This is a genomic window from Streptomyces rhizoryzae, from assembly GCF_023155275.1.
Taxonomy (GTDB): domain Bacteria; phylum Actinomycetota; class Actinomycetes; order Streptomycetales; family Streptomycetaceae; genus Streptomyces; species Streptomyces rhizoryzae.
Window position 1 is genome coordinate 1 of the sequence record NZ_JALMUV010000026.1, and the last position, 25,956, is coordinate 25,956.

General features: G+C 74.8%; 21 protein-coding genes. 11 read left to right on the plus strand and 10 right to left on the minus strand.

What is annotated here, in order from left to right; translation table 11 throughout:
- Positions 1-65 precede the first annotated feature (65 nt).
- The 5 genes from MUU72_RS20635 to MUU72_RS20655 all read left to right on the plus strand — a co-directional run bounded on the left by MUU72_RS20635 (position 66) and on the right by MUU72_RS20655 (position 5,181).
- A complete protein-coding gene (locus MUU72_RS20635; RefSeq protein ID WP_282504369.1) occupies positions 66-1,280 on the plus strand; it encodes a thiamine pyrophosphate-binding protein in 1,215 nt (404 codons plus the stop codon).
- Between the two features lie 223 nt (positions 1,281-1,503).
- Complete coding sequence (locus tag MUU72_RS20640) at positions 1,504-2,961, plus strand: catalase (RefSeq protein WP_248014892.1); 1,458 nt, start codon at positions 1,504-1,506, stop codon at positions 2,959-2,961.
- Positions 2,962-3,410: 449 nt separating this feature from the next.
- Positions 3,411-4,166, plus strand: coding sequence for a hypothetical protein (locus MUU72_RS20645; RefSeq protein ID WP_248014893.1), 756 nt, complete (start codon positions 3,411-3,413; stop codon positions 4,164-4,166).
- Between the two features lie 72 nt (positions 4,167-4,238).
- Positions 4,239-4,763, plus strand: a complete 525-nt coding sequence (locus tag MUU72_RS20650) for a GNAT family N-acetyltransferase (RefSeq protein ID WP_248014814.1) — start codon at positions 4,239-4,241, stop codon at positions 4,761-4,763.
- A gap of 40 nt (positions 4,764-4,803) precedes the next feature.
- Positions 4,804-5,181 carry an MmcQ/YjbR family DNA-binding protein gene (locus MUU72_RS20655; protein WP_248014815.1) on the plus strand — a complete coding sequence of 126 codons (378 nt, stop codon included), beginning with the start codon at positions 4,804-4,806 and terminating at the stop codon, positions 5,179-5,181.
- 39 nt (positions 5,182-5,220) lie between these two features.
- Here the strand turns inward: MUU72_RS20655 and MUU72_RS20660 are convergent, their stop codons facing one another.
- The 4 genes from MUU72_RS20660 to MUU72_RS20675 all read right to left on the minus strand — a co-directional run bounded on the left by MUU72_RS20660 (position 5,221) and on the right by MUU72_RS20675 (position 10,815).
- Positions 5,221-5,898, minus strand: a complete 678-nt coding sequence (locus MUU72_RS20660; protein WP_248014816.1) for a hypothetical protein — start codon at positions 5,896-5,898, stop codon at positions 5,221-5,223.
- A 189-nt stretch (positions 5,899-6,087) separates the two neighbouring features.
- On the minus strand, positions 6,088-7,866 hold the full coding sequence (locus tag MUU72_RS20665; RefSeq protein WP_248014817.1) for an AMP-binding protein: 1,779 nt from the start codon (positions 7,864-7,866) through the stop codon (positions 6,088-6,090).
- 328 nt (positions 7,867-8,194) lie between these two features.
- Positions 8,195-9,736 (minus strand): AMP-binding protein, encoded by a 1,542-nt coding sequence (locus tag MUU72_RS20670; protein ID WP_248014818.1) that lies wholly within the window; start codon positions 9,734-9,736, stop codon positions 8,195-8,197.
- A 134-nt stretch (positions 9,737-9,870) separates the two neighbouring features.
- Complete coding sequence (locus tag MUU72_RS20675) at positions 9,871-10,815, minus strand: LysR family transcriptional regulator (RefSeq protein ID WP_248014819.1); 945 nt, start codon at positions 10,813-10,815, stop codon at positions 9,871-9,873.
- 119 nt (positions 10,816-10,934) lie between these two features.
- Here MUU72_RS20675 and MUU72_RS20680 point away from each other — a divergent pair, with 119 nt between their 5' ends.
- Entirely contained in the window at positions 10,935-11,489 is a 555-nt protein-coding gene (locus MUU72_RS20680; protein ID WP_248014820.1) for a GNAT family N-acetyltransferase, read from the plus strand.
- A gap of 198 nt (positions 11,490-11,687) precedes the next feature.
- Here MUU72_RS20680 and MUU72_RS20685 read toward each other — a convergent pair whose 3' ends face one another.
- The 5 genes from MUU72_RS20685 to MUU72_RS20705 form a co-directional block, all read right to left on the minus strand.
- On the minus strand, positions 11,688-12,881 hold the full coding sequence (locus MUU72_RS20685) for an XdhC family protein (RefSeq protein ID WP_248014821.1): 1,194 nt from the start codon (positions 12,879-12,881) through the stop codon (positions 11,688-11,690).
- Between the two features lie 33 nt (positions 12,882-12,914).
- Positions 12,915-14,378 (minus strand): NCS2 family permease, encoded by a 1,464-nt coding sequence (locus MUU72_RS20690; RefSeq protein WP_248014822.1) that lies wholly within the window; start codon positions 14,376-14,378, stop codon positions 12,915-12,917.
- 276 nt (positions 14,379-14,654) lie between these two features.
- Positions 14,655-17,039 carry a xanthine dehydrogenase family protein molybdopterin-binding subunit gene (locus tag MUU72_RS20695; protein WP_248014823.1) on the minus strand — a complete coding sequence of 795 codons (2,385 nt, stop codon included), beginning with the start codon at positions 17,037-17,039 and terminating at the stop codon, positions 14,655-14,657.
- Position 17,040: 1 nt separating this feature from the next.
- Positions 17,041-17,634: a (2Fe-2S)-binding protein gene (locus MUU72_RS20700; protein ID WP_248014824.1), complete on the minus strand. Its 594-nt coding sequence runs from the start codon at positions 17,632-17,634 to the stop codon at positions 17,041-17,043.
- Positions 17,625-18,527, minus strand: a complete 903-nt coding sequence (locus tag MUU72_RS20705; protein ID WP_248014825.1) for an FAD binding domain-containing protein — start codon at positions 18,525-18,527, stop codon at positions 17,625-17,627. Before MUU72_RS20705 ends, MUU72_RS20700 begins: the two co-directional genes overlap by 10 nt.
- Before the next feature lie 261 nt (positions 18,528-18,788).
- Here MUU72_RS20705 and MUU72_RS20710 point away from each other — a divergent pair, with 261 nt between their 5' ends.
- The 3 genes from MUU72_RS20710 (at position 18,789) to MUU72_RS20720 (ending at position 22,756) form a co-directional block, all read left to right on the plus strand.
- On the plus strand, positions 18,789-20,450 hold the full coding sequence (locus MUU72_RS20710; protein WP_248014826.1) for a PucR family transcriptional regulator: 1,662 nt from the start codon (positions 18,789-18,791) through the stop codon (positions 20,448-20,450).
- Positions 20,451-20,745: 295 nt separating this feature from the next.
- Entirely contained in the window at positions 20,746-21,597 is an 852-nt protein-coding gene (locus MUU72_RS20715; RefSeq protein ID WP_248014827.1) for a hypothetical protein, read from the plus strand.
- 298 nt (positions 21,598-21,895) lie between these two features.
- Positions 21,896-22,756: a hypothetical protein gene (locus MUU72_RS20720; protein WP_248014828.1), complete on the plus strand. Its 861-nt coding sequence runs from the start codon at positions 21,896-21,898 to the stop codon at positions 22,754-22,756.
- 27 nt (positions 22,757-22,783) lie between these two features.
- Here the strand turns inward: MUU72_RS20720 and MUU72_RS20725 are convergent, their stop codons facing one another.
- Positions 22,784-23,518 carry a GntR family transcriptional regulator gene (locus MUU72_RS20725; protein WP_248014829.1) on the minus strand — a complete coding sequence of 245 codons (735 nt, stop codon included), beginning with the start codon at positions 23,516-23,518 and terminating at the stop codon, positions 22,784-22,786.
- A 199-nt stretch (positions 23,519-23,717) separates the two neighbouring features.
- On the opposite strand from MUU72_RS20725, the gene MUU72_RS20730 reads away from it, so the two are divergent.
- Together MUU72_RS20730 and MUU72_RS20735 are read left to right on the plus strand one after the other, a co-directional pair.
- Positions 23,718-24,566: a (2Fe-2S)-binding protein gene (locus MUU72_RS20730; protein ID WP_248014830.1), complete on the plus strand. Its 849-nt coding sequence runs from the start codon at positions 23,718-23,720 to the stop codon at positions 24,564-24,566.
- A 213-nt stretch (positions 24,567-24,779) separates the two neighbouring features.
- Positions 24,780-25,895 carry a DUF2637 domain-containing protein gene (locus MUU72_RS20735; RefSeq protein WP_248014831.1) on the plus strand — a complete coding sequence of 372 codons (1,116 nt, stop codon included), beginning with the start codon at positions 24,780-24,782 and terminating at the stop codon, positions 25,893-25,895.
- Positions 25,896-25,956: the final 61 nt, after the last annotated feature.

Consider the following 25,956-nt stretch of genomic DNA (forward strand, 5'->3'; position numbering starts at 1 on the left):
CTCCGCCCTCCTGCGCGGCGTCGAGCGCCTCTCCGGATACGACCTCAAGGGCTGAGACACCCACCATGGGGGCACGTCGGATTCCCGCCGCACAGGCGGCCGTTGAGATCATGCAGGACGAAGGTGCCGGCACCGTCTTCGGATGCCCGGGTGCCGCCCTGCTCCCGCTGTACGCGGCGATGGAGCGGACCGGCGGTATCGCACACCTGTCCGCGGGCCACGAAGAGGGCGCCGTGCACATGGCCGACGGCTGGGCCCGGACGACCGGGAAGGCCGGCGTGGCCGCGGTGGCGGCCGGGCCCGGAGCGGTCCGGCTGCTCACCGGGCTGGCGGCCGCCCAGCAGGACGCGGTCCCGCTGGTGTGCGTCACCGGCCGGGCGGCCTCCGGGCCGCACGCCCCCGCCGTCCCGCTGCGGCACGCCGGCCACCGGCCGCCGGACCTGGTCCGGCTGGCCGGCGCGGTCACCAAGCGTGCCGAGCGGATCGAGGACCCCGCGCGGATCCCGGGCGCTTTCCGTGAGGCGTTCCGGATCGCGCGGGAGGGCCGGCCCGGGCCCGTACTGATCGACGTACCGGCCGAGCTGGCCGCGGTGGAGATCGTGTGCGGCCCGCAGCCGGCCACCCCGCCCGCTCCCGGTGCCGGTCCGGCCCTGGTGGACGGCGTCCGGTCGCCGGCGCCGGGAGCGGTGCTGCCCGTGTCCGTCCCGCCGGACCGGGCGGCGGCCGGACCCGCCGCGGCCTCCTGGGCGCTGGCGGAGCTGGCCGGGGTCTACGGCTCCCGGCCGGCCGCGGACACCTACGTCGTCAGCGGACTGCCGGAGGTGTGCGCCTCCGGGGCCGCGGGCCGGCACCGGGTGCCGCGCCGCGGCGGCCCCCCGGGGTGGGAGGTGCCGACCGCGATCGGCGTCCGGGCCGCGCTGGACGCCCGGGGCGAGCGGGAGGCGGAGGTCGTGGTGGTGGTCGATGCCCACGGCTTCCCGCTGACGGCCGGGGAACTGGCCGCCGCCGCCCAGTACGCGGTGCCGTTCGTGATCGTGCTGCTCGGGGCCGCGGAGGACGCCGATCCGTTCACCTCCCCGGTGAAGCTCGCCGAGGCGTACGGCTGCGCCGGCCGCGACGTGCTCGATCCGGAGGAGTTCCGCTCGGCGGTCGAGTGGGCCCGCAAGGAGGCCGTCTCGACCCGGCGGCCGGTCCTCGTGGAGGTCCGCTCCGCGCGCCCCGCGGGCGCGTCCGCGGGGCCGCCGGGAGACCCGGTCGGCGCCCGCGCGTACGGGACCTGACAACCCTCCGCCGGGGCTCCCGGACCCGTGCGGAAACAAGCTTCCGGGCGGTGGTCGCGCTGACACCTGTCCTGTCGCGCCCAGGCGCGGCCGCCGCCCGGAATACCCACCCAGGTTTGTTTCAACAAACTGTTGACGTTTGGTCGGAGCGCTTTCTACGCTCCGACATGCGGAAGCCAACTTCCGCGCTCTCGTACGGAAGGTCACCATGTCGAAGCCCACGCTGACGGCGCGCACTCTCACTACGGAGGCAGGCGCCCCCGTCGCCGACAACCAGAACTCCGCCACCGCCGGCGTCGGCGGCCCGATCATTCTCCAGGACCAGCACCTGCTGGAGAAGCTCGCGCGCTTCAACCGCGAGCGCATCCCGGAGCGCGTCGTGCACGCCCGCGGCTCCGGTGCGTACGGCTACTTCGAGGTGACCGACGACGTCACCGGCTTCACCCGGGCCGACTTCCTCAACACCGTCGGCAAGCGGACCGAGCTGTTCATCCGCTTCTCGACCGTGGCCGACAGCCTCGGTGGCGCGGACGCCGTGCGGGACCCTCGCGGTTTCGCGGTGAAGTTCTACACCGAGGAGGGCAACTACGACCTCGTCGGCAACAACACCCCGGTGTTCTTCATCAAGGACCCGCTGAAGTTCCCCGACTTCATCCACTCGCAGAAGCGCGACCCGTTCACCGGCAAGCAGGAGCCGGACAACGTCTGGGACTTCTGGGCCCACTCCCCCGAGGCCACCCACCAGGTCACCTGGCTGATGGGCGACCGCGGCATCCCGGCCTCCTACCGCCACATGAACGGCTACGGCTCCCACACCTACCAGTGGACCAACGCCGAGGGCGAGGCGTTCTTCGTCAAGTACCACTTCAAGACGAACCAGGGCGTCCGCAGCCTCTCCGCCGAGCAGGCCCAGGAGCTGGTGGGCAAGGACGCCAACAGCCACCAGACCGACCTGCTTCAGTCCATCGAGCGGGGCGTGTACCCCTCCTGGACCCTGTACGTGCAGGTCATGCCGGCGGCCGAGGCGGCGCACTACCGCTTCAACCCGTTCGACCTGACCAAGGTGTGGCCGCACGCCGACTACCCGCTCCAGCGGGTCGGCCGGATGGTCCTGGACCGCAACCCCGACAACGTCTTCGCCGAGGTCGAGCAGGCCGCCTTCTCGCCGAACAACTTCGTGCCCGGCATCGGCCCGTCCCCGGACAAGATGCTCCAGGGCCGGCTCTTCGCCTACGCCGACGCGCACCGCTACCGCCTGGGCGTCAACCACACCCAGCTGGCGGTCAACGCCCCCAAGGCGACCAGCGCCAACAACTACGGCCGGGACGGCTTCATGGCGTCCAACGCCTACGACCGGCACGCCAAGAACTACGAGCCGAACTCCTACGGCGGCCCGGTCGAGACCGGCCGGCCGCTGTCCGCGCCGCTGGCCGTCTCCGGCCACGTCGGCACCCACGAGGCCCCGGCGCACACCAAGGACGACGACTTCTTCCAGGCCGGTGAGCTCTACCGCCTGATGTCCGAGGACGAGAAGAAGCGCCTGGTGGACAACATCGCCGGCGGTCTGTCCCAGGTCAGCCGCGACGACGTGATCGAGAAGAACCTCGCCCACTTCCACGCCGCCGACCCGGACTACGGCAAGCGCGTCGAGGCGCGCGTCCGCGAGCTGCGCGAGGACTGACGGGAGGTCAGCTTCCTTGCGCACCCGTACCGGCCGGCCCGTTGAGGGGTGGTCGGCCGGTACGGGGAGGTAGCGCGGAGCTCCGCGGCACGTCCGGGGAGATTCCAGTGCGGTGGCAGGCCCGTCCGACAAGGAGGACGGGCCGCCTCCCCGCCGCGGAGCCCGCCTGCTGCCCGGCACGTCCCCCCCACCCCTCCCCCGACTCCGTCCGGCGGTGCGATGTCCCGTCGCGCCCATCTCTCGCACTGCCGGACGGGAACCACCCACAGGGTCCGGAACTTCCGTACGGTCACGGAGTCCGGGCCCTGTGCCGCACCCCCGGCGCCCGCACCGGCGCCGGGGGTGCGGCCTCTTCCGGCGCAATCCGGCCCCCGGTGGCGGCCTTTGGGGGGACCATGGACGGCAAGCAGGCCCGACCGACCGCCTGCCCGACCTGCCTGGAGCCGATCATGGCCGACAGCGTGCCGGTGCGGTGCCCTACGTGCCGCCGCGAGAACGCCTTCACCCCGCCGACCTTCCCGTGCGCCTGCGGCGCCCCGCTGACCCTGCCGGTGCTGCGCGGCGGCGTGCCGGTGGAGATACGGCACCGCACCTGGGAGGCGTCCTGGGTGCAGGTCCGGTGCGAGGTCTGCGGCCGGCAGGACGCCTGGCCCGCGCCGGAGGCCGGCTGCGCCTGCGGCACGGTCGTCCGGGTGCCGGTCGCCCCGCTCCCGCCGGCCCCGCCGGCCGGTGCACCGCGGCTCCCCTCCCCGGCCGCCGGCCCCGCCCGGCCGGCCCCGCGCACCCGGCCGGCCGCCGGGCCGCCGCCGCAGCGCCCGGTGTTCCACCCGGTGACCATCCGGACCGCCCGGGACTGCGTCACCGCGGCCGCGCAGTACCTGAAGTGGCTGGGCTTCGGCGACGTGGCCCGCACCCAGGAGCGCAGCGCCGCCGGGGTGGACCTGCGCGGCAGCGGCGTGGTGGCCCAGGTGGACCCCTCGACCCGGGCCAGTACCGTCCGCGACGTCGAGTGCGTCTGGCTCAACGGCCTGACCGACTCCGCGGTCGCGGTCTTCTTCTCCCTGGCCGGCTACGCGCGCGAGGCCCGGGAGCGGGCCGACGCGCTGCACGTCCCGCTGTTCGTCATGGACCTCACCGGCACCCCGCAGCCGGTCAACGACGCGGCCGACGAGCTGATCGCCTCCGGTGCGGGCCGCCCCGGCTGACGGCCGGGCCGGTGGTGCCGCCCGCCGGAAACCCGCTGGCCGCGGGCGGCCCCGGGCGGCCACACTGGCCCCATGCTGCTGCGCGCTCCCGACCCCGCCGACCTGCCCGCCCTCCGCGCCGTCGAGCGCGCCGCCGGGGAGGCGTTCCGCACGCTGGGCATGGCGGCGGTCGCGGACGACGAGCCGCCGCCGCTCGACCTGCTCGCCCGGTACCTCCGGGCGGGCCGGCTGCTCGCCGCCTACGACCCCGGGCGGCCCGGCGGGGCACCGGCCGGCTATGTGCTGTGGGACCCGGTCGACGGCTGCGCGCACATCGAGCAGGTGTCGGTCCACCCGGAGCGGGCCCGGCGGGGCGTCGGGCGGGCGCTGATCGACCGGGCCGAACGGGACAGCGGCCGGCCCGCGCTGACCCTGACCACCTTCGCCGGCGTCCCGTGGAACGCCCCCTACTACGCCCGGCTCGGCTTCCGCCGCCTGGCCGCCGCGGAGCTGACCCCGGGCCTGCGGGCGATCCGCGCGCACGAGGCGGAGCTGGGCCTGGACCGCTGGCCCCGGGTCTGCATGCGGCGGGAGGCGGGGACCGGCACCGTCAACTGACGGTCCGTCAGGTGCGGTGCGGGCCCGGCATAATGGGCCGGTGATCGATGCGAAGGCGCTGCGCGCCCTGTGCCTGGAGTTCAACGGGGCGATCGAGGAGAACCCGTTCCCCCGGAACCCGGACGTCTCCACGTTCAAGGTCGGCGGCAAGATCTTCGCCCTGGCGTCCCTGGACGCGCTCCCGCTGACCGTCAGCCTCAAGTGCGATCCGGAGACCGCGCTCCGGCTGCGGGCCGCGCACCCGGAGGTGGTGCCCGGCTACCACCTCAACAAGCGGCACTGGAACACCGTCTCGCTGGCCGGCGCGCTCCCGGACCGCCTGGTGCGGGAGCTGGTCGAGGACTCCTACGACCTGGTCGTCGCCTCGTTGCCGCGCGCCCTGCGGCTGCGCCTGGACTGGCCGGGCGAGCGGGCCTGACCGCCGCCGCGCACCGGGCGGCGGCGGTCGGGCGCCCGGTCAGCCCCGCGGCGGCAGGACGGCGCGGATACCGCCCTGCGCGGTGGCCGGGGCCACCGTGTCGTAGCCGCCGTTGACCGCGCCGTTGCCGGCGTACTCGGCGGTGTAGCCGCCGCTCAGCACGTCGGCGCCGGAGCGCGGCCGGTCGGCGTCGCAGGACGCCCGGCCGGCGGTGTCCGTGCGCGCCACGCAGAGCACCTGGCCGGCGGTGTCCTTGAAGGTGATGGTGGCGTTCCAGACCGCGTCCTGCGGGCCGGCGGCGCGGGCCCGCACCAGGGTGGCGTGCAGGCCGATGACCTTCCGCGGCGCGGTGGACAGGGTGGCCTTGCCGGCGGTCAGCCGGGTCGCCATCTCGGGCACCCCGGCGGCCGGTTCGCACAGGCCGCGGCTCCAGTCGAAGAGCCCGCCGGGCGCGCAGGTCGCGTGCCCTTCCTGCGCCGCCACCCGGTGGGTGACCGGGTCGCAGCGGTAGAAGCGGGCGGCACTGTCGGCGTCGACCACGGTCGGCGCCACGGTGGCCGCGTCCTCGCCGCTCGCGCAGCCGGCGGTGAGCACCTCACGGGTGGGACCGTCCGGGGTGCCGGGCTGGACGACGTCGGCGTAGGCGGGGGCGGCGAAGCTCCCCAGGGCGGCGGCCACGGCGGCGGCAGTGGTCGCCCAACGTGCGATACGGGTCATGAATGTCCCCTCTTGGCGGGAATCCCGCGGGATGCCCGGCCTGGTGAACGGCCTTGGGAATTGGCCTGGTTGACGGCCTTTCACCCGCCCCGGAATCCGGGAACGGGCCAGGTGGGGACCCTATCGGCCGGTCCGCGGGAGCCCGGCGGCGGGCCCCGCGCGGCATCCCGGCCGTCGCCTGACGCCCCGTCAGGACAGGTCCACGCTGTCCCGGTCCCGGCTCTCCGGCAGGGTCGCCCCGGCCGCGTCCGCCACGCCCCCGGCCGCGTCCGCCACGCCCCCGGCCGCGTCCGCCGCGTCCCCGGCCGGGGCGTCCGGCCCCGCCGCCCGCGCCGGCGCGCCCAGCTTCGCGGCGAGCCGTTCGCGGAGTTCGACCTTGCGCACCTTGCCGCTGACGGTCATCGGGAAGGCGTCGGTGATCTCCAGGTAGCGGGGCACCTTGAAGTGCGCGAGCCGGGAGCGGCAGTAGCGGGCCAGCTCGTCGCGGGTGAGGGTGACCGCGGGGTCGCGCAGGATGACGCAGGCGGCGATCTCCTCGCCGTACTTCTCGTCCGGGACGCCCACCACCTGCACGTCGGCGATCTTGGGGTGGGAGTACAGGAACTCCTCGATCTCCCGCGGGTAGACGTTCTCCCCACCGCGGATGATCATGTCCTTGATGCGGCCGACGATCCGGACGTAGCCGTCGTCGTTCATCACCGCCAGGTCGCCGGTGTGCATCCAGCGGGCCCGGTCGATGACCTCCGCGGTGCGCTCGGGGTCCTCCCAGTAGCCCAGCATCACGCTGTAGCCGCGGGTGCACAGCTCGCCCGGCGTGCCGCGCGGCACGGTCACCCCGGTGACCGGGTCGGCGACCTTGACCTCGATGTGCGGCAGCACCCGGCCGACGGTGGCGGTGCGGTGCTCCAGGTCGTCGTCCCGGCGGGTCTGGGTGGAGACCGGCGAGGTCTCCGTCATGCCGTAGCAGATCGCCACCTCCGCCATGTGCATCTCGGACACCACCCGCTTCATCACCTCCTCCGGGCACGGGGAGCCGGCCATGATGCCGGTGCGCAGCGTGGAGAGGTCGTAGGAGGCGAAGTCCGGGAGGTTCAGTTCGGCGATGAACATGGTCGGCACGCCGTAGAGCGCGGTGCAGCGCTCGTCCTGGACGGCCCGGAGGGTGGCGGCCGGGTCGAAGGCGGGGGCCGGGATGACGATGCAGCCGCCGTGCGAGGTGATGCCGAGGTTGCCCATCACCATGCCGAAGCAGTGGTAGAAGGGCACCGGCAGGCACACCCGGTCCTGTTCGGTGTAGCCGAGGGTCTCGGCCACCCAGTAGCCGTTGTTGAGGATGTTGTGGTGGGAGAGGGTGGCGCCCTTGGGGAAGCCGGTGGTGCCGGAGGTGTACTGGATGTTGACCGGGTCGTCGGCGGCCAGCGTCCGCTCGCACTCGGCGAGCCGGGTCTGCGGGACGGCCGCACCGGCGGCCAGCAGCCCGCCCCAGGTGGGGTCGCCGAGGTAGACCACGTCGCGCAGCGCCGGGCAGTCGGCCCGCACCTGCTCGATCATCCGGCGGTAGTCGCTGGAGCGGTGGGCGACCGCGGAGACCAGGACCGCCACCCCGGCCTGCTTCAGGACGTACGCCAGCTCGTGGACCCGGTAGGCCGGGTTGACGTTGACCAGGATCGCGCCGATCCGCGCGGTGGCGTACTGGACGAGCACCCACTCGGCGCAGTTGGGCGCCCAGATGCCGACCCGGTCGCCCTTGCCGACGCCCTTGGCGAGCAGCCCGAGCGCCACCTCGTCGACCGCGCGGCCCAGTTCGGCGTAGGTCCAGCGGCGGCCGGCGGCCACGTCGACCAGCGCCTCGCGGTCGCCGCAGCGGGCGATGGTACGGGCCAGGTCGGCGCCGATGGTGCGGCCGAGCAGCGGCCGGTCGGCCACCCCGCTCGCGTACGACAGTTCGGTGTGCGGCTGACTGCTCACCGGTGGTTCTCCTCCCAGTACTCGGCACCGCCGGCGCCCCGCGGCGCCCCCGGCCCCTCCACCCACAGGTCCGTCTTCCGTTCCCGGATGCCCGCCCCGGCCGGAGGTGCCCGGCCGGGGTGCCGGCACCCTGGAGGCTGCCCGCCGCGGAGCACGATCCACTCCCCGCCGGCAGGTACCCCGTACAGCATGGCGTCGCGCGCGCCCGAAGAGCCCCTGGCTCGCCCGTGCCTTCGCGCGGCGAAAGCGGGTTCGGCGCACCGGCGGAACCCGCCGCCGGGCCGGGGCGTCGGGCCGGGCCCGGCGGGGGCCGGGCCCGGCCGGTGGTTCAGTGCACGCCCCGGTCCAGGCCCGCCCAGTACGGCTCGCGGAGCTTGAACTTCTGGATCTTGCCGGTGGCGGTTCGGGGGATGGCGTCGCGGAACTCCACGGAGGTGGGCGCCTTGTAGCCGGCCAGGCGCTGCTTGCAGTGGGCGATGAGGCCCGCCTCGTCCGCGGTGGCGCCCTCGGCGAGCACCACCAGGGCCTTGATGGTCTCGCCCCACTTCTCGTCGGGGACGCCGATCACCGCGACCTCGGCGACGGCCGGGTGGCTGAAGAGGGCGTCCTCCACCTCGATCGACGAGACGTTCTCCCCGCCGGTGATGATCACGTCCTTCTTGCGGTCGGAGATGGTCAGCCGGCCGTCGGCCGGGTCCAGGGTGCCGCCGTCGCCGGTGTGGAACCAGCCGTCACGGAGCGCCGCGGCGGTCTCCTCCGGCTTGTCCCAGTAGCCCTCCAGCACGGTGTTGGAGCGGGCCAGGACCTCGCCGGAGTCGGCGATCCGCAGGGTGACGCCGAGGGCCGGGACGCCTGCGCGGGAGAGCTTGCGGGCCCGCTCCGCGGCGGGCAGGGCCGCGTCGGCGGGCCGGGTGCGGTTGAAGGTGAGCAGCGGGGAGGTCTCGGTCAGGCCGTAGAGCTGGGTGAACTCCCAGCCCAGTTCCTCCTCGACGCGCTGGATGGTCCGGGTCGGCGGCGGGGCGCCGGCGCAGACGATGCGGACCCGGTCGCGGCCCGGGATCGGGCCCGGCCAGTCCGCGGCCGCGTCCAGGACCATGTTCCAGACCGCCGGGGCGCCGCACATCAGGGTGACGCCGTGCTCCTCGACCCGGCGCAGGATCTCGGTGCCGTCCACCTTGCGCAGCGCCACCTGCTTCACGCCCAGGCCGGCCATCACGTACGGCATGCCCCAGCCGTTGCAGTGGAACATCGGCAGGGTGTGCAGGTAGACGTCGCCCTCCCAGACCCGGGTGTGCAGGCCGAAGGTGAGGCCGTTGACCCAGATGTTGCGGTGGGTGAGCTGGACGCCCTTGGGGCGGGCGGTGGTGCCGGAGGTGTAGTTGAGGGTGGCGGTGGCGTCCTCGTCCGGGTGCGACCAGGGGCGGGGTTCGGTGCCGAAGCGCATCAGCTCGGTCTCGGTCCGCTCACCGAGGACGAAGCGGTGCCGGGCCGTGACGCCGGCCAGCGCCGCGTCCAGCTCGGGGTCGACGAGCAGCACCGAGGAGCCGCTCTGCCGGACGATGTAGTCGACCTCCTCCGGCTTGAGGCGGAAGTTGACCGGGACGCAGATGCGGCCGCTCATCGGCACCGCGAACAGCAGCTCCAGCAGGCGGGCGGAGTTGTGCGCGGCCACCGCGACCCGCTCGCCCTCCCCGACGCCGAGCGCGTCCAGGCCCGCCTGCCAGGCGCGGACGCGTTCGGCGAAGCGGCCGTAGGTGCTCTCGGGCACCGGCACGGCGGGCTGGTGCGGCTCGTCGACCACCCCCGGGCTGTCCCGGAACCCCAGCTCGGCCCGGTTGAGGAAGTCCGCGACGGTCATCGGTGTCCGCATGCTCTCTCCTGTGCTCGGATGGATCCGTTCCGCAATGACGCAACGATCGCCTGCCATCGTGTAAGCACGGCGGCGCGCACACCACCCCCTGTCGGGAGGAAGCGGCGGCGGCCCGGGGCGGGCGCCCGGGGCCGTCAGCGGCAGCCGGCCGGGGCGCCGCGCTCCCCCGCCGCCGCGCAGGCCCGCAGCAGCAGGTCGACGCCGGCCGGCGGACCGCCGCGGCGCACCACCAGGCACGTCGTCAGCTCCATGCCGGGGCCGCGGAACGGCAGGTACACCACACCGGGCGCGGGCAGCCGGCGGGCGTACGCGTCGTAGACGACGGTCCACCGGCCCGCGGCGGCGGTGCCCTCGCCGACCGCGGCGAGGGCGGCGTCCAGCGCCGGGTGCCGGGGCCCGGCCACGGGCGTGAAACCGGCCGCGTGGCAGGCGGCCAGGACCAGGTCGACCAGCGGGGGGTTGTCCTCGCGGTCGGGCAGCAGCAGCGGGAGGCCGGCCAGTTCGCCCAGGCTGACGGCGCCGGGTGAGCCGGCGAGCGGGTGCCGGGCCGGGACGGCGGCGACCAGCGGGTCCTGCCAGAGCGGGACGTGGCGGAGCCCGTCCCGGCCGGGGCCGGGGGCCCGGCAGCGGACGAACGCGGCGTCCAGCGCGCCGGCCGCGACCAGGGCGCGCCGCTCCCGGGCCGGTGCGGTGACCGGTTCGACGGCGAGCCGGGGTGCGGTCCGGGCGAGCGCGGCCAGCACCCGGTCCAGGTGCGCGGCCAGGCCGGGGCCGGTGCCCAGCCGCAGGGTGCGGTCCGGGGCGGGCGCCGGGACGGCCGCGGGGCGGTGCGCGACGGCGGAGCGGGCCCGCTCCGCCGCGGCGAGCAGCGCCCGGGCCGCCGGGAGGAACCGCTCGCCGTCGGCGGTCAGCCGCGCTCCGGGCACCGAGCGGTCGAACAGCTCGGTGTGCAGCTCCCGTTCCAGCCGCCGGATCTGCCCGGCGAGCGCCGACCGCAGGAGGCCCAGCCGCTGGGCGGCCCGCCCCAGCTCCCCGTCCTCCGCGACCGCCACGAAAGCGCGCACCTGACGCAGCTCCACATCCGTCACTCCCCCCGGCCCCCTCGGACCGCCGGCCCGTACCGGCACCGGCTCCCACGGCGGCCGCCCCTCGGTCGATTCCCTTGCCCGCCGGGCCGCGGCGCGGACATCATCTCCCCATGATCGATGCCGAGGCGCTCGCACAGAAGCCGGTCCTGGAAGGCGGCCGGATCCGGCTGGTGCCGCTCGCCGGGCGGCACGCCGAGCCGTTCCACAGGACCTTCCAGGACCCGGAGACCAGGCGGCTGACCGGCACCCACCACGACTGGACGCTGCCCGGGATCCAGGACTGGATCGCGGAGTGCGGCGGCCGCACCGACCGGCTGGATCTGGCCATCGAGGACCGGGCGACCGGCGGTTACCTCGGCGATCTGGCCCTCAGCCGGATCGACCGGGACAACGCCCACGGCTCCTTCCGGATCGCCCTCGTCCCCGGTGCCACCGGGCGCGGTCTGGGCTCCGAGGCGACCCGGCTGCTGCTTCGCCACGCCTTCGACCGGGTCGGGCTGCACCGCGTCCAGCTGGAGGTGTTCGCCTTCAACGAGCGGGCCCGGCGGGCGTACGAGCGCTGCGGGTTCGTGGTGGAGGGGCGGCAGCGGGAGGCGCTGCGCTGGGGCGGGGCCTGGCACGACGTGCTGCTGATGGCGGCGCTGCGGCCGACGGCTGACGGCTGACGGCCGGTCACTTGCGCGCAGGACGCACGACGGCACGGGCGCGGCCCCCAGATGGCTCCGCGCCCGTGCCGTGGCGGACCGGTGTCCGCCGTCCCGCGGGACCGGCGGCGTCAGGTGCGCCGGTCCCGCGGGGCCCTTCTTCCCGCGTGGGCGTACGGTGCGCCGACCGCCGCACCGATCCCGTTACATGACGACCCGTCAGGCCACTTCGCCGATCCGGCCCACCGTCCGCGGGGTCTCGTGGTGGATGGGGGTGTGCGCGCCGGTGAGCGGGGCGCCGGTGCCGCCGCGGCGGTTGGCGACGATCTCGGCGGCGATGGACAGGGCGGTCTCCTCGGGCGTCCGGGCGCCCAGATCCAGCCCTATGGGCGAGCGCAGGCGGTTCAGCTCCAGCTCGGTCAGCCCGGCGTCGCGCAGCCGCTGCTGGCGGTCGAGGTGGGTGCGGCGGGAGCCCATCGCGCCGACGTAGGCGACCGGGAGCTTCAGCGCGCGCTCCAGCAGCGGGATGTCGAACTTGGCGTCGTGGGTCAGGACGCAGAGCACCGCGCGGGGGTCCAGTTCCTGGGAGTCGAGGTAGCGGTGCGGCCAGTCGACGACGATCTCGTCGGCATCCGGGAAGCGGGTGCGGGTGGCGAAGACCGGGCGGGCGTCGCAGACCGTGACGTGGTAGCCGAGGAACTTGCCGACCCGGACCAGCGCGGAGGCGAAGTCGATCGCCCCGAAGACGATCATGCGGGGGGCGGGCACCGAGGACTCCACCAGGAGGACGACCGGCTGCCCGCACCGGGAGCCGTCCGCCCCGATCTCCACCGTCGTGGTGCGCCCGGCGTCCAGCAGCGCCCGGGTGTGCTCGACCGCGGTGCGGTCCAGCGCCGGGTGTCCGCCCAGGCTGCCGGTGTGGCTGCCGTCGGGGCGGACCAGGAGGGCGCGGCCGAGCAGGTCGTCCGGCCCGTCGATGATCCGCGCGACCGCCGCCGCCTCCCCCGAGGCGGCGGCGGCCAGCGCGGCGGCGAGCGTCTCGGCGTTGCTGTCCACCGCAGTCCCCGCGGGGCCGCTGCCGGCCGCGGTCCCGGGGGCGCTCGCCCGTACCGGGGTGATCACGATGTCGATGATTCCGCCGCAGGTCAGGCCCACCGCGAAGGCATCCTCATCGCTGTAGCCGAACCGCTCCAGGACCGGCCGGCCGGTCTCCAGGGCCTCCTGGCACAGTTCGTAGACCGCTCCCTCGACACACCCGCCGGAGACCGACCCGATCGCCGTGCCATCGCTGTCGACGGCGAGCGCGGCGCCGGGCTGGCGCGGGGCGCTGCCGTTGGTGGCGACGACCGTGGCCACCGCGAACGTGCGTCCCTGCGTCATCCACCGGTTGAGCTCGTCGGCGAGGTCCAGCATGTCGGTCTCCTTACGGACGGGAGCGCGGGGGCGTTACCTGACGCCCAGCCACTGCTCGATCGGATGGAGCGAGAAGTAGACGAGGAATATTCCGGTCAGCACCCACATGAAGGCACCGATCTCGCGCCACTTGCCCTGGGCCGCCTTGATGGCGGTGTAGGCGATGACGCCGGCGCCGACACCGGTGGTGATCTGGTAGGTGAACGGCATCAGGGCCACGGTCAGGAAGACCGGGATCGAGGTCGCCCGGTCGCTCCAGTCCACGTGCCCCGCGACACTCATCATCATCGACCCGATGACGACCAGCGCGGCGGCGGCGACCTGGCCCGGCACGAGCTGGGTGACCGGGGTGAAGAACAGGCAGGCCGCGAAGAACAGGCCGGTGACCACGGACGACAGCCCGGTGCGGGCGCCCTCGCCGACGCCGCTGGCCGACTCGATGAACACGGTCTGGCCGGAACCGCCGGTCAGACCGCCGATCGCACCGCCGGCGCCGTCCACGAACAGCGCCTTGGACAGGCCCGGCATGCGGCCCTTGTCGTCGGCGAGCTTGGCCTCGGTGCCAACACCGATGATGGTGGCCATGGCGTCGAAGAAGCCGGCCAGCACCAGGGTGAAGACGATCATGGTGACGCTGAGGACGCCGATGGAGCCCCAGCCGCCGAACTCGACGTGCCCGAAGAGTCCGAAGTCCGGCATGGAGACGGCGCTGCCCTCGATGCCGGGCGCCGTGCCGCCCCAGTCCTTGGCGGTCAGTCCGCCGAACTTGGTGGCGGCGATCGAGAGCCCCGAGCCGATGACGATGCCGATGAGGATCGCGCCGGGCACCTTGCGGGCCTGGAGCATGAAGATCAGCAGCAGGGTGATGCAGAAGAACAGAACCGGCCAGCCGGCCAGCTTGCCGTTGATGCCCAGGGTGACCGGGCTGCCGGGGTTGCCGATGCCCACGAAGCCGGCCTTCACCAGGCCGAGCAGGGCGACGAACATGCCGATGCCCATGGTGATCGCGTGCTTCAGGGCGAGCGGGATGGCGTTCATGACCATCTCGCGCAGACCGGTGACGACCAGGAGGCAGATCACGACGCCGTACATCACACACATGCCCATGGCCTGCGGCCAGGTCATGTGCGGGACCACCTGGGTGGTCAGCGCGGCGGAGACGTTGAGGCCGGCCGCCAGGGCCAGCGGTACCTTGCCGACGAAGCCCATCAGCAGGGTGCAGACCGCCGCACCCAGTGCGGTGGCGGTGACCAGGGCGGAGTGTTCCAGGGTGTTCTTCTGCACGTCCTGCACCGAACCCAGGATCACCGGGTTGAGCAGCAGGATGTAACACATCGCCATGAAGGTGGTGATCCCGCCGCGCATCTCCCGCGCGAGGGTCGACCCTCTGTCGGATATGTGGAAGTACCGGTCGAGCCAGGATCGGCCGGCGGGCTGGCGTGAGCCGTCACCCGCGTCTTCCGCCGTGGTCCTCGGCTCGGTGGACTGCTGGGTCATGGTGCCTTAACTCCCAAGGTTCATAGGGGCACTCGCCACGGCGGCGAGATTTGGGATGGATCTTCGGCTGCACGACCCGGGGGACGGCCCGAGACGAACGTGATACTGCCTGCGCCGTGTTGTAGCAGGTCAGTCCGGGGGTGATGCGGGGTGGTGCGGGGCGGTTCAGGTCGGGCTCCGGGCGGCGCGCGCAGGAGGACGGACAGGGACACCCCTTGTGCCGCGCGCCGCCCGGAGGCTTGGGGGCCTGGGGAGGATGGCCCCCAGGCGGCTCCGTTACGTACCCGTCAGGTGCTCGGGCCGTACCGGAGTCTTGTTGAGCTCCAGCCCGGTCGCGTTCCGGATCGCCGCGAGGACGGCCGGGGTGGACGACAGGGTCGGGGCCTCACCGATGCCGCGCAGGCCGTAGGGGGCGTGCTCGTCGGCGAGTTCGAGCACGTCGACCGGGATGGTGGGCGTGTCGAGGATGGTGGGGATGAGGTAGTCCGTGAAGGAGGGGTTGCGCACCTTCGCGGTCTTGGGGTCGACGATGATCTCCTCCATCACCGCCACGCCCAGTCCCTGGGTGGTGCCGCCCTGGATCTGGCCGACGACGGAGAGCGGGTTGAGCGCCTTGCCGACGTCCTGGGCGCAGGCCAGCTCGATGACCTTGACCAGGCCCAGCTCGGTGTCCACCTCGACGACCGCGCGGTGCGCGGCGAAGGAGTACTGGACGTGGCCGTCGCCCTGGCCGGTTTCGAGGTCGAAGGCCACGGTGGGCCGGTGGCGCCACTCCTCCTCCAGCTCGACGACCTCGTCCTCCAGCACGTCGACCAGGTCCGCGAGGACCTCGCCGCCGTCGGTGATCACCTTGCCGCCCTCCAGGAGGAGTTCGGCGGTGGCCCACGCCGGGTGGAACGTGCCCATCTTGCGGCGGCCGATCTCCAGGACCTTCTCGCGCACCAGCTCGCAGGCGTTCTTGACGGCGCCGCCGGTGACGTAGGTCTGGCGCGACGCGGACGTCGATCCGGCCGAGCCGACCTGCGTGTCGGCCGGGTGGATGGTCACCTGGGTGACGCCCAGCTCGGTGCGGGCGATCTGCGCGTGGACGGTGACCCCGCCCTGGCCGACCTCCGCCATGGCGGTGTGCACGGTGGCGACCGGCTCGCCGGCGACGACCTCCATGCGCACCTTGGCGGTGGAGTAGTCGTCGAAGCCCTCGGAGAAGCCGACGTTCTTGATGCCGACGGCGTAGCCGACACCGCGCACCACACCCTCGCCGTGCGTGGTGTTGGACAGGCCGCCGGGCAGCTGGCGGACGTCGGCGCCCTCGCTGGACTCCCACTGGCGCTCCGGCGGCAGCGGCATCGCCTTGACCCGGCGCAGCAGTTCGGCGACCGGGGCCGGGGAGTCGACCGGCTGGCCGGTCGGCATGATCGTGCCCTGCTCCATGGCGTTGAGCTGGCGGAACGCGACCCGGTCCAGGCCCAGCTTGTCGGCCAGCTTGTCCATCTGCGCCTCGTAGGCGAAGCACGCCTGGACCGCGCCGAAGCCGCGCATGGCGCCGCAGGGCGGGTTGTTGGTGTAGAGCGCGATGGCCTCGATCTCGACGTCGTCGATCACGTACGGGCCCGCGGACAGCGAGGAGGCGTTGCCGACGACGGCCGGGGAGGCGGAGGCGTAGGCGCCGCCGTCCAGCACGATCCGGCACTTCATGTGCGTGAGCTTGCCGTCCTTGGTGGCGCCGTGCTCGTACCAGAGCTTCGCCGGGTGGCGGTGGACGTGCCCGAAGAAGGACTCGAACCGGTTGTAGACGATCTTGACCGGCTTGCCGGTGTGCAGCGCCAGGAGGCAGGCGTGGATCTGCATCGAGATGTCCTCGCGGCCGCCGAACGCGCCGCCGACGCCGGACAGCGTCATCCGGACCTTCTCCTCGGGCAGGCCGAGGACCGGGGCGATCTGGCGCAGGTCCGAGTGCAGCCACTGGGTGGCGACGTACAGCTCGACGCCGCCGTCCTCCGAGGGCACCGCGAGGCCGGACTCCGGACCGAGGAACGCCTGGTCCTGCATGCCGAAGACGTACTCGCCCTCGACGATCACATCGGCCTTCTTGCGGGCCTCGTCCGCGTTGCCGCGGATGATCGGCTGGCGGTGCACGATGTTCGGGTGCGGGACGTGGCCGATGTGGTGGTCGTCGCGGCCCTCGTGGATCAGCGGCGCGTCCTCGGCGAGCGCGCTGGCCTCGTCGGTGACCAGCGGCAGCTGCCGGTACTCGATCTTGATCTTGGCGGCGGCGCGGCGCGCGGTCTCCGGGTGGTCGGCGGCGACGATCGCCACCGGCTCGCCGTGGTGCCGGACCTTGCCGTGCGCGAGCACCGGGGTGTCCTGGATCTCCAGGCCGTAGTGCTTCACGTCGGCCGGCAGGTCGTCGTAGGTGAGGACGGCGTAGACGCCGGGCTGGGCCAGCGCCTCGGAGGTGTCGATGGAGACGAGCTCGGCGTGCGCCTCGGTGCTGCGCAGGGTGAAGCCCCACAGCATGTCCTCGTGCCACAGGTCCGAGGAGTAGGCGAATTCGCCGGTGACCTTCAGGGTGCCGTCGGGGCGCAGCGTGGATTCACCGATGCCGCCCTTGGTCTTGCTGCCCTGGGTCAGGTTGGTGGGTGTACGGGTGACGCCGGCCATGTCAGACCCCCGTTCCTGCGGTCTCGGCCTCGCCGCGGGCGGCCGCGAGCCGTACCGCGTCGAGGATCTTCTCGTAACCCGTGCAGCGGCAGAGGTTGCCCGACAGGGCCTCGCGGATGTCCGCGTCGCTCGGGGAGGTGTTGCGCTCCAGCAGTTCGTCGGCGGCGACGAGCAGACCCGGGGTGCAGAAGCCGCACTGCACGGCGCCGGCGTCGATGAACGCCTGCTGGATCGGGGACAGCCCCGAACCCTCGCCGGTCTGCGAGTCGGCGGGCTTGGCCTGCCACTGCTGGGCCTTGTTCAGCTCGGTGCCGCAGGCGCCCGACGCACAGCCCTCGGCGCGCTGCTTGGCGAAGTCGGCCAGGCCCTCGACGGTCACCACCTCGCGGCCCTCGACCTGGCCGGCCGCGACCAGGCAGGAACAGACCGGCACGCCGTCCAGCCGGACCGTGCAGGAGCCGCACTCGCCCTGCTCGCAGGCGTTCTTCGAGCCCGGCAGGCCGAGCCGCTCGCGCAGCACGTACAGCAGGCTCTCGCCTTCCCAGACGTCGTCGGCCTCCTGCTTGCGGCCGTTGACGGTGAAGTTCACGCGCACTGTGCGCCTCCCTGTGTGCCGTAGGAGTTGCCGCGGTAGGACTCCCAGGTCCAGCCGAGGGTGCGGCGCGCCATGATGCCCACGGCGTGCCGGCGGTACTTGGCGCTGCCGCGCACATCGTCGATCGGGTTGCAGGCGCCGGAGGCCAGCTGCGCGAACTGCTTGGCGACGGACGGCGGGATCGGCTTGCCCGACTCCCAGTGGCCGCCCTCCTCCAGCGCCGCGGCCAGGAACGTCTCCGCCTCCTTGGCCCGGACGGGCGTGGGGGCGGCCGAACCGATGCCGGTGCGGACCGTGCGGGTCTCGGGGTGCAGGGCGAGGCCGAAGGCGCACACCGCGATCACCATCGCGTTGCGGGTGCCGACCTTGGAGAACTGCTGCGGGCCGTCGGCCTTGGGCAGGTGCACGGCGCGGATCAGCTCGTCGGCGGCCATGGCGTTGCGCTTGACGCCGACGTAGAACTCGTCGATCGGGATCATGCGGACGCCGCGCTCGGCGGACTCGACCTCGACCTCGCAGCCGGAGGCGAGCAGCGCCGGGTGGGCGTCGCCGGCCGGGGAGGCGGTGCCGAGGTTGCCGCCGACGCCGCCGCGGTTGCGGATCTGCGGGGAGGCCACGGTGTGCGAGGCCAGGGCCAGGCCCGGCAGCTCGGTGCGGAGGTTCTCCATGATCCGGGTGTACGGGACGGAGGCCCCCAGACGGACGGTCTTCTCCCCGACCTCCCACTCGTACAGGTCACCGATACGGTTCAGGTCGAGCAGGTACTCCGGGCGGCGGTGGTCGAAGTTGATCTCGACCATCACGTCCGTACCGCCCGCGATGGGCACAGCGGTAGGGTGCTCTGCCTTGGCGGCGAGCGCCTCCTCCCAGCTGGCGGGGCGAAGGAAGTCCATGGTTGGCCTCTTCTACGAAATGGGGTCGTTCGCTGCTCCCGGCGGGACCTTCGGCCCTCGTCGCCGGGGAGTCGTTCATGTCTTGTTAACGCGGTTGGGCTTAGTGAACGCGTCCGGCACCCACCCTGTGCAGCCACCGAAACCATGAAGCGGTTGGCTGGCCACGCTGCCCGTCTTGTAGATTCGAACGAAAGACGAGGGATCACCACCTCGCGGCATTCCACCGGCAACACGAGACAGCACAGAACGGCGGGCGAGGTCATGCGGCTCCGCGCACTCCTGGACACACATTCTCTGGGCCTCACGCTCCTCGGGAGCGAAGAGGAGCTGGACCGCACCGTCCGTGGCGTGATGACCACCGACCTGCGGGACCCCAGCCGGTACCTCTCCGGCGGCGAACTGGTCCTGACCGGACTGGCCTGGCGCCGGGAAGCGGAGGACTCCGAGCGGTTCGTCCGCATCCTGGCCGGCGCCGGGGTCGCCGGGCTCGCGGCCGGCGAGGCCGAGCTGGGCGCGGTCCCGGACGACCTGGTGCAGGCGTGCCTGCGGCACCGGCTGCCGCTGTTCTCGGTCGACGAGACGGTCTCGTTCGCCTCGATCACCGAACACGTGGTCCGGCAGGTCTCCAGCGAGCGGGCCGGCGACCTGGCCGCGGTGGTGGACCGGCACCGCCGCCTGATGACGTCCGGACCGGCCGGCGGCGGCCCCGAGGTCGTCCTGGACCTGCTCGGCTCCGACCTGGACCTGCGGGCCTGGGTGCTCTCCCCCACCGGCCGGCAGATCGCCGGCTCGTCGCTGGCCGGCGCCGGCCCGGAGCTGCCCGCCGAGCTGGCCGCCCGGCTGGCCGGCGAGCACCTGGCGGCCGCCCGCGCCGGCCGCCGCGGCCCGCACCGGATCTCCCTCGGCGGCGCCACGTACTCGCTCTTCCCGATCCGCCACGAGGGCCGCGACCTGCGGCAGACGCTGCTCAGCGACTGGCTGCTGGCGGTCGAGGCGGACGCCGGGGACTGGCCCGAGGAGCGGCTGGACCTGCTGCACGGCGTCACCCAGCTGATCGCGGTCGAACGGGACCGCCGGGACGCCGCCCGCACGGTCCGCCGGCGGCTGGCCCAGGAGGTCCTGGAGCTGGTGCAGACCGGTGCGCCGCCGGCCGAGATCGCCGCCCGGCTGCGGGTGGCCGCCCCGGTCCTGCTGCCCGGTCTGGGCGCCGCCCCGCACTGGCAGATCGTGGTGGCCCGGGTCGAGTGGGAGGGCGGCGACGTGCCCGGCGGCCCGGTGGCGCAGAGCCTGCTGGAGGAGGTGTTGGTCGACCCCGGCACGTTCGGCCCGGAGCCCTCGGACCGGATCGCGGTCGCGCACACCGGCGACGAGGCGGTGGCGCTGGTGCCGCTGCCCGCCGTCCCGGAGGACTCCGCCGACGCCACGGACGGCCTGCACGCCGAGCAGCTGCTGCGCTCCGTGCGGGAGCCGCTGGGCCGCGGCCTGGCCGACGACGGCCGGCTGACGGTCGGCGTCAGCGCCTCGGTGCACTCGGCCGAGGGGCTGCGCGGCGCCCTGGAGGAGGCCCGGCACGCCCGCCGGGTCGCCGCCGCTCGCCCCGGCCGGGTCTGCGCCGCCGGCCACGAGGAGCTGGCCTCGCACGTGCTGCTGCTGCCGTTCGTCCCCGACGACGTCCGCCGGGCCTTCACCGCCCGCCTGCTGGACCCGCTGCGCGACTACGACCGCCGGCACCGCGCCGAGCTGATCCCCACGCTGGAGGCGTTCCTGGACTGCGACGGCTCCTGGACGCGCTGCGCCACCCGCCTCCACCTGCACGTCAACACCCTGCGCTACCGCGTCGGCCGGATCGAGCAGCTGACCGGCCGCGACCTCTCCCGCCTGGAGGACAAGCTGGACTTCTTCCTGGCGCTGCGGATGTCCTGACCCGCGCGCCGGTCCCCGCGGCGCGGGCCGCGGGGACTGGGCCGTTCGGGGTACCACGATCGGGCGGCACCGGGCCGGCGCCGGCGGCGGCGCGGGCCGGCGGCCCCGGCGCCGCACCGCCGTGCGGGGGCCGCCGATCCGCCCCGTACCGGCCACCGCGACCGCCCCGAGCGATTGTGAAATCTTTCACCCGCCCCCTTGGCCCGGCGGCGGGATTCGTGCTGAGATGCGCGCACACATCCTGCATTCCCGTCTCAATGGCGCGCTCGGGGAGGGCACTGTGGCGGATACCGCCATGCCAGGATCCGCGGATCCCGCGGATGCCATGAACGCCGCGGGGGCGGTACCGGTCCCGCGACCGGTCACCGCACCGCCACCGGTGACGGGTCCCGAGGCGGCGGACCCCCTGGACCGCGCGGTGTGGCGGCTGCGCTCCCGCGGCTGCTGGCTCGACGCTGCCGCCCTGCTGGAGCCGTACGCCGTCCGGCAGCCGTCCGCCGCGCTGCGCCGGGCCGCGCTCCTGGTGGAGCGCTGCATGTTCACCGCGGCCGGCTGGGCCGAGGCCGAGGACGCGCTGCGCACCGCCGAGGCACTGGCCGGCGGCGACGACGAACGCGGCGCCGCGGCCTGCGAACGGGGCCAGCTCGCCTACACCGCCACCGTGCTGGGCGTCCGCGACCGGGCCGACGAGGCGCGCTCGGCGCTGGGCCGGGCCGCCGCGCTGCTCGCCCCGGGCGCGCCCGGCCGCCCGCTGCTGGACTTCCGGCGCGGGCTGCTGGCCGAGCACCTCGCCGACAGCCCGGACGCCGCCCGCGCCGCCTACCGCCGCGCGCACGCCGGCGCCACCGCCCAGGGGGACGCGTTACTGCTCTCCTTCACCTGGCGCCACCTGGCCGGACTCGCCCTGCGCGACGGGGAGGTGGCGGAGGCCCGGCACGGTTTCGCGGAGTCCCTGCGGATCCGCGAGGAGCTGGGCTTCCTGGTCGGCACCGCTCCGGCGCTGGCCGCGCTGGCCGACGCCGCCCCCGAGGACGAGGCGGTCCGGCTGCGCACCGAGGCCGCCCGGCTGTTCCGCCTGATGGGCGGGGTCCCCACCTGGCTCGCCGCCCAGCTCCCGCCACCGCCGCCGGAACCGTCCGCGTCGTAGCGGAGAGCCCGCCGGCGGTCCCACGCCCGGCCGGCGCCGCGCCGCCGGCCGTCAACCCCCCTGCCTCGGCCATGCCGCCCCCCGCACCGTTTGGCCGGATCCTTGCGGTGCCGGCCGCGGATCGGCCGGGCCGCGGTGGCTCCCGCCGGTGCCCGCACCGCCGACCGGTCGGTAGCGCCACGCCCCACCGGCCCCGAGAATGGCCACAAGTCGCACTGCGACGCGGCGGGCGCGGCCTGGATCCTGGTCCGCGTCCAGCTCCCTTTGGCACGCCTTCAGGAGGCTCACCGTGGCAGGAGTGGCGCATACCGGAACCGACTGGGGCAAGGCGCATTTCGAGTCGATCTACAACTGCCCTGATCCGCGCCGGTACTTCAGCACGCTGCACCCGCTCGACTACCAGATCCCGCACCACGGCCAAGCGGTGTTCCGCGCGCTGGCCGACGCGCTGCGACGGCGCCGCGGCGACCGCCCGCCGCTGCGCGTGGTGGACCTCTGCTGCTCCTACGGGGTCAACGCGGCGCTGCTCAACCACCGGGTGACCCTCGACGACCTCTACCACCGCTACGCGCAGGGCGGCGCGGGCCCCGCGGCGGGCGAGGAGCTGGCCCGGGAGGACCGCGCCTACTTCGCCGCCCGGCGCCTGGCCGACCCGGCCCGGATCACCGGTATCGACGCGGCCGGGCACGCGGTGGGCTACGCCGAGGCGGCCGGCCTGCTCGACCGCGGCTTCGCGGAGAACCTGGAGCTGGCCGCGCCCAGCCCCGCGCTGTGCCGGGAGCTGGCCGGCACCGAACTGATCACCGTCACCGGCGGCGTCGGCTACATCACCGCCCGCACCTTCGGGCACCTGGTGGACTGCGTCGCGGCCCCGCCCTGGGTCGCCGCGTTCGTGCTGCGCACCGTGTCGTACCGGCCGGTCTCCGCGCTGCTGGCGCGCGCCGGGCTGGTGACCGAGCGGCTGACCACCCGGACGTTCCGGCAGCGGCGGTTCGCCGACGACGCCGAGCGGCGGGCCGCGCTCGACGCGCTGGCGGCCCGCGGGCTGCCGGTCGGCGGCAAGGAGGCCGACGGCTTCTACCACGCCGAGCTGTACGTCTCCCGCCCCGCCGCCGACGTCGCCGCCCTCCCGCTGGGCGCGCTGCTCCCGGCCCTCTGACCACCCGGCCCGGGCCGCGGCGGCCGGCTAGTGGGGGTGCCGGGCCGCCGAGAGGTGTTCGCGGGCGATCCGTTCGGCGACCGCGTGCTCCCCGGCGATCAGCGCGTCGAGCAGCGCGGTGTGCTCGGAGGCGTCGGCCAGCAGCTCGGCGGTGCGCGGCCGGGACCCGCCGCCCGCCGACCACTGCGCGCGGCGCAGCAGCTCGCCGGCGACCTGGGTGAGCCGGCAGTTCCCGGTGAGCGCCATCAGCGCCCGGTGGAAGGCGTGGTCGGCGTCGGCGTACCCGGCCAGGTCGCCGCGGGCCGCCGCGGCCACCCCCTCGTCGGCCAGCGGGCGCAGCTCCTCCCAGCGCTCCGGCGGGACCGCCCGGGCCAGCCGGACGAGCGCGGGCACCTCCAGCATGGTGCGGACCTCGGCGAGCTCCGCGAGGTCGCGGGGGCTGCGCTCGCTGACCCGGAAGCCGCGGTTGGGCACCACCTCGACGGCGCCCTCCCCGGCGAGCTGCTGCATCGCCTCGCGGACCGGGGTCGCGGAGACGCCGTACCGCTCGGCGAGGGCCGGCGCCGAGTAGACCTCGCCGGGGAGCAGCTGCCCCTCGGTCAGCGCCCGCCGCAGCGCGTCCAGCACCTGGCCGCGGACCGAGTGCCGGTGGGGCCGCCGGGGCGCGCCGGGGCCGCCGGCGCCGGGCGGCTGGGCGCGGCCGGCCTGGGCGGGCAGCCACGGCCGGGTCTCCGGCCGCGGTCCGGCGGTGCCCTGCTCCATGTCGGTTCCTCCTGCTGACGGCGTGCGCGGGGGCCGGCCGCCGGCTCCGCGCCCGCCGGGCGGGCGGGACGGCACCCGGACGGCGGGCCCCAGCACCATAAGCGCCCCCGCGGCCGGTTCACACCTCGGCGAGCGCGGGTAGAGATCTCGGATAAGGTAAGCCTTACCTGCCAACGCTCGCGATTCGGTGGTCCCCCGCATGCCTTCTGCCGTTGCCGCCGGGCCCGTCGCCCGCCCCGCCGCGCACCCCGCGGCCGACGCCTACGCCCGGCTCACCGAGGTCTTCCCCGGGCTGCGGGTCACGCTCGTGGACGCCGCGCCGCCCGGCGGCGGGTGGCTGCCCGCGGCCGAACTGGCCGCCGGCGGCCCGGCGCTGGACGGCTTCCTGGCCGACGAGGCGGTCCGGATCGAGCAGGATCACGGGCAGCCGGCCCGCCCGGACGTGGCCGCGAGCTTCGCGCTGCACCGCTACGCCTGGCCGGCCTGCCTGCTGATCACCGTCCCGTGGTTCCTGCACCGCCGGGTGCCGTACCTCTCCACCGGGGACGTCCACCTCCACCGGGACCTGGGCCGGATGGCGGTACGCCTGACCTCCTTCGGATGCCTTCCGGACGATCCGGCGGCGGCGCTGCCCGGCGCCCGGGTGGTGCCGGACGAGGCGGCGCTGCGCTCCGAGGTCCGCGCGGCGGTGGCCCGGCACCTCGGACCCGTCCTGGAGGGCTTCCGCCCCCGGGTGCGGCGCGGGCCGCGGGCGCTGTGGGGGATGGCGTCCGACGAGATCGCCGAGGGCCTGTGGTACGTCGGCCACCTGCTGGGCGAGGAGCCGCGCGCGGTGGCCGAACTGGCCCGGCTGCTGCCGGGCGCGACCGCGCCGTTCGCGGGCGGGGCCGGCTTCCGCGAGCTGACCGGGCCGGACGGCACCCCGCTGCCCACCCGGGACCGGGCCAGCTGCTGCATGTACTACACCCTGCGGCCCGAGGACACCTGTGTGACCTGCCCGCGCACCTGCGACGCGGAGCGCATCAGCCGCCTCACGGCAACCTCCTGACCCGGCCGCCGCCCCGCAGGGGCGGCCGCGCCTCGTACACAACTCCCACTCTCCGCACGGCGGTTCGAGCCGGGAGCCGTTCCCCCGCCCGCCGCGGCACCCCTTGGCGTTCACTTGCCCCGAAACCCCCTGCGGCCGGGGCCGGGTCCGCCAGGATGGCGCGCGCAATCGCGCAGCGGCGAAAGCGCCGCAACCCGAGGCAAGGGGTCCGGAATGAGAATGACCGATATATCGCTGAATTGGCTGATTCCGGCGGCGCTGGTGATCGCCGGGGTCATGGCCACCGCCGTCGCCCTGCTGCGCGGCCGGAGGAACGCCGCGCGGAACGCCGCCGCCGGTGACTCCTGGGAGCGCAGCGAGGAGCGGCGCCGCCGCAAGGAGGCCGTCTTCGCCTCCGCCTCCTACGTGCTGCTGTTCTGCTGCGCGGCGGTCGCCGCGGCGCTGTCCTTCCACGGCCTGGTCGGCTTCGGCGTCCAGAACCTCGGCCTGTCCGGCGGCTGGGAGTACCTCGTCCCGTTCGGCCTCGACGGCGCGGCGATGTTCTGCTCCGTCCTGGCCGTCCGGGAGGCCAGCCACGGCGACGCGGCGCTCGGCTCCCGGCTGCTGGTGTGGACCTTCGCGGGCGCCGCCGCCTGGTTCAACTGGGTGCACGCGCCGCGCGGACTGGACCACGCGGGCGCCCCGCAGTTCTTCGCCGGGATGTCGCTGTCGGCGGCGGTCCTCTTCGACCGGGCGCTGAAGCAGACCCGCCGGGCGGCGCTGCGCGAACAGGGCCTGGTGCCGCGGCCGCTGCCGCAGATCCGGATCGTGCGCTGGCTGCGGGCGCCCCGCGAGACCTTCGCCGCCTGGTCGCTGATGCTGCTGGAGGGCGTACGGACGCTGGACGAGGCGGTCGAGGAGGTACGGGAGGACAAGCGGGAGAAGGCCCGCAACCGGCTCCGCCGGCGGGAGCAGGGCAAACTCGACCGGGCCCGCATCAAGGCCCTCAACCGCCAGCACCGCGCATGGGGCCGGGGCGGCGGCCGCCGGGTCGCGCTCCCCGCCGGCGCCCCGGTGGGCGCCGAACCGCTCCCGCCCGCCGGCCCGGGCACCGCACCGCACCCCGGCCCGGACGCCGCCGGCCCGGCCGATCCGGCGCCGGTGCTCCAGGGCGACGTGGCCGCGCGGCCCCGGCCGGCCCTGAAGGCGGTGACCGGCGCCGAGCCCGGCGCGCCCGCGGCCGCCCGGCGCGCCGCGGCGGACCCGGCCGCGGAGGACGACGGCCGCACCCTCCCCCGGCTGGACTCGCTGGAGGAGAAACTCGCCGAGATCGAGCGGCAGTTCGGCTGAGCGGCGGCGGACCGCGCCGGCCCCGGACGGCGGTCGTCCGCCGCCCCGGGGGCCCGGCTCC

What these genes read in the sequence shown, in the direction of transcription:
- MUU72_RS20725 (WP_248014829.1), bottom strand. Translation starts at nt 23,518, where the DNA reads ATGGAGCAGGGCACCGCCGGACCGCGGCCGGAGACCCGGCCGTGGCTG.
- MUU72_RS20670 (WP_248014818.1), bottom strand. Translation starts at nt 9,736, where the DNA reads ATGCGGACACCGATGACCGTCGCGGACTTCCTCAACCGGGCCGAGCTG.
- MUU72_RS20735 (WP_248014831.1), top strand. Translation starts at nt 24,780, where the DNA reads ATGAGAATGACCGATATATCGCTGAATTGGCTGATTCCGGCGGCGCTG.
- MUU72_RS20710 (WP_248014826.1), top strand. Translation starts at nt 18,789, where the DNA reads ATGCGGCTCCGCGCACTCCTGGACACACATTCTCTGGGCCTCACGCTC.
- MUU72_RS20650 (WP_248014814.1), top strand. Translation starts at nt 4,239, where the DNA reads ATGCTGCTGCGCGCTCCCGACCCCGCCGACCTGCCCGCCCTCCGCGCC.
- MUU72_RS20730 (WP_248014830.1), top strand. Translation starts at nt 23,718, where the DNA reads ATGCCTTCTGCCGTTGCCGCCGGGCCCGTCGCCCGCCCCGCCGCGCAC.
- MUU72_RS20690 (WP_248014822.1), bottom strand. Translation starts at nt 14,378, where the DNA reads ATGACCCAGCAGTCCACCGAGCCGAGGACCACGGCGGAAGACGCGGGT.
- MUU72_RS20660 (WP_248014816.1), bottom strand. Translation starts at nt 5,898, where the DNA reads ATGACCCGTATCGCACGTTGGGCGACCACTGCCGCCGCCGTGGCCGCC.
- MUU72_RS20645 (WP_248014893.1), top strand. Translation starts at nt 3,411, where the DNA reads ATGGCCGACAGCGTGCCGGTGCGGTGCCCTACGTGCCGCCGCGAGAAC.
- MUU72_RS20685 (WP_248014821.1), bottom strand. Translation starts at nt 12,881, where the DNA reads ATGCTGGACCTCGCCGACGAGCTCAACCGGTGGATGACGCAGGGACGC.
- MUU72_RS20635 (WP_282504369.1), top strand. Translation starts at nt 66, where the DNA reads ATGGGGGCACGTCGGATTCCCGCCGCACAGGCGGCCGTTGAGATCATG.
- MUU72_RS20695 (WP_248014823.1), bottom strand. Translation starts at nt 17,039, where the DNA reads ATGGCCGGCGTCACCCGTACACCCACCAACCTGACCCAGGGCAGCAAG.
- MUU72_RS20705 (WP_248014825.1), bottom strand. Translation starts at nt 18,527, where the DNA reads ATGGACTTCCTTCGCCCCGCCAGCTGGGAGGAGGCGCTCGCCGCCAAG.
- MUU72_RS20680 (WP_248014820.1), top strand. Translation starts at nt 10,935, where the DNA reads ATGATCGATGCCGAGGCGCTCGCACAGAAGCCGGTCCTGGAAGGCGGC.
- MUU72_RS20715 (WP_248014827.1), top strand. Translation starts at nt 20,746, where the DNA reads ATGCCAGGATCCGCGGATCCCGCGGATGCCATGAACGCCGCGGGGGCG.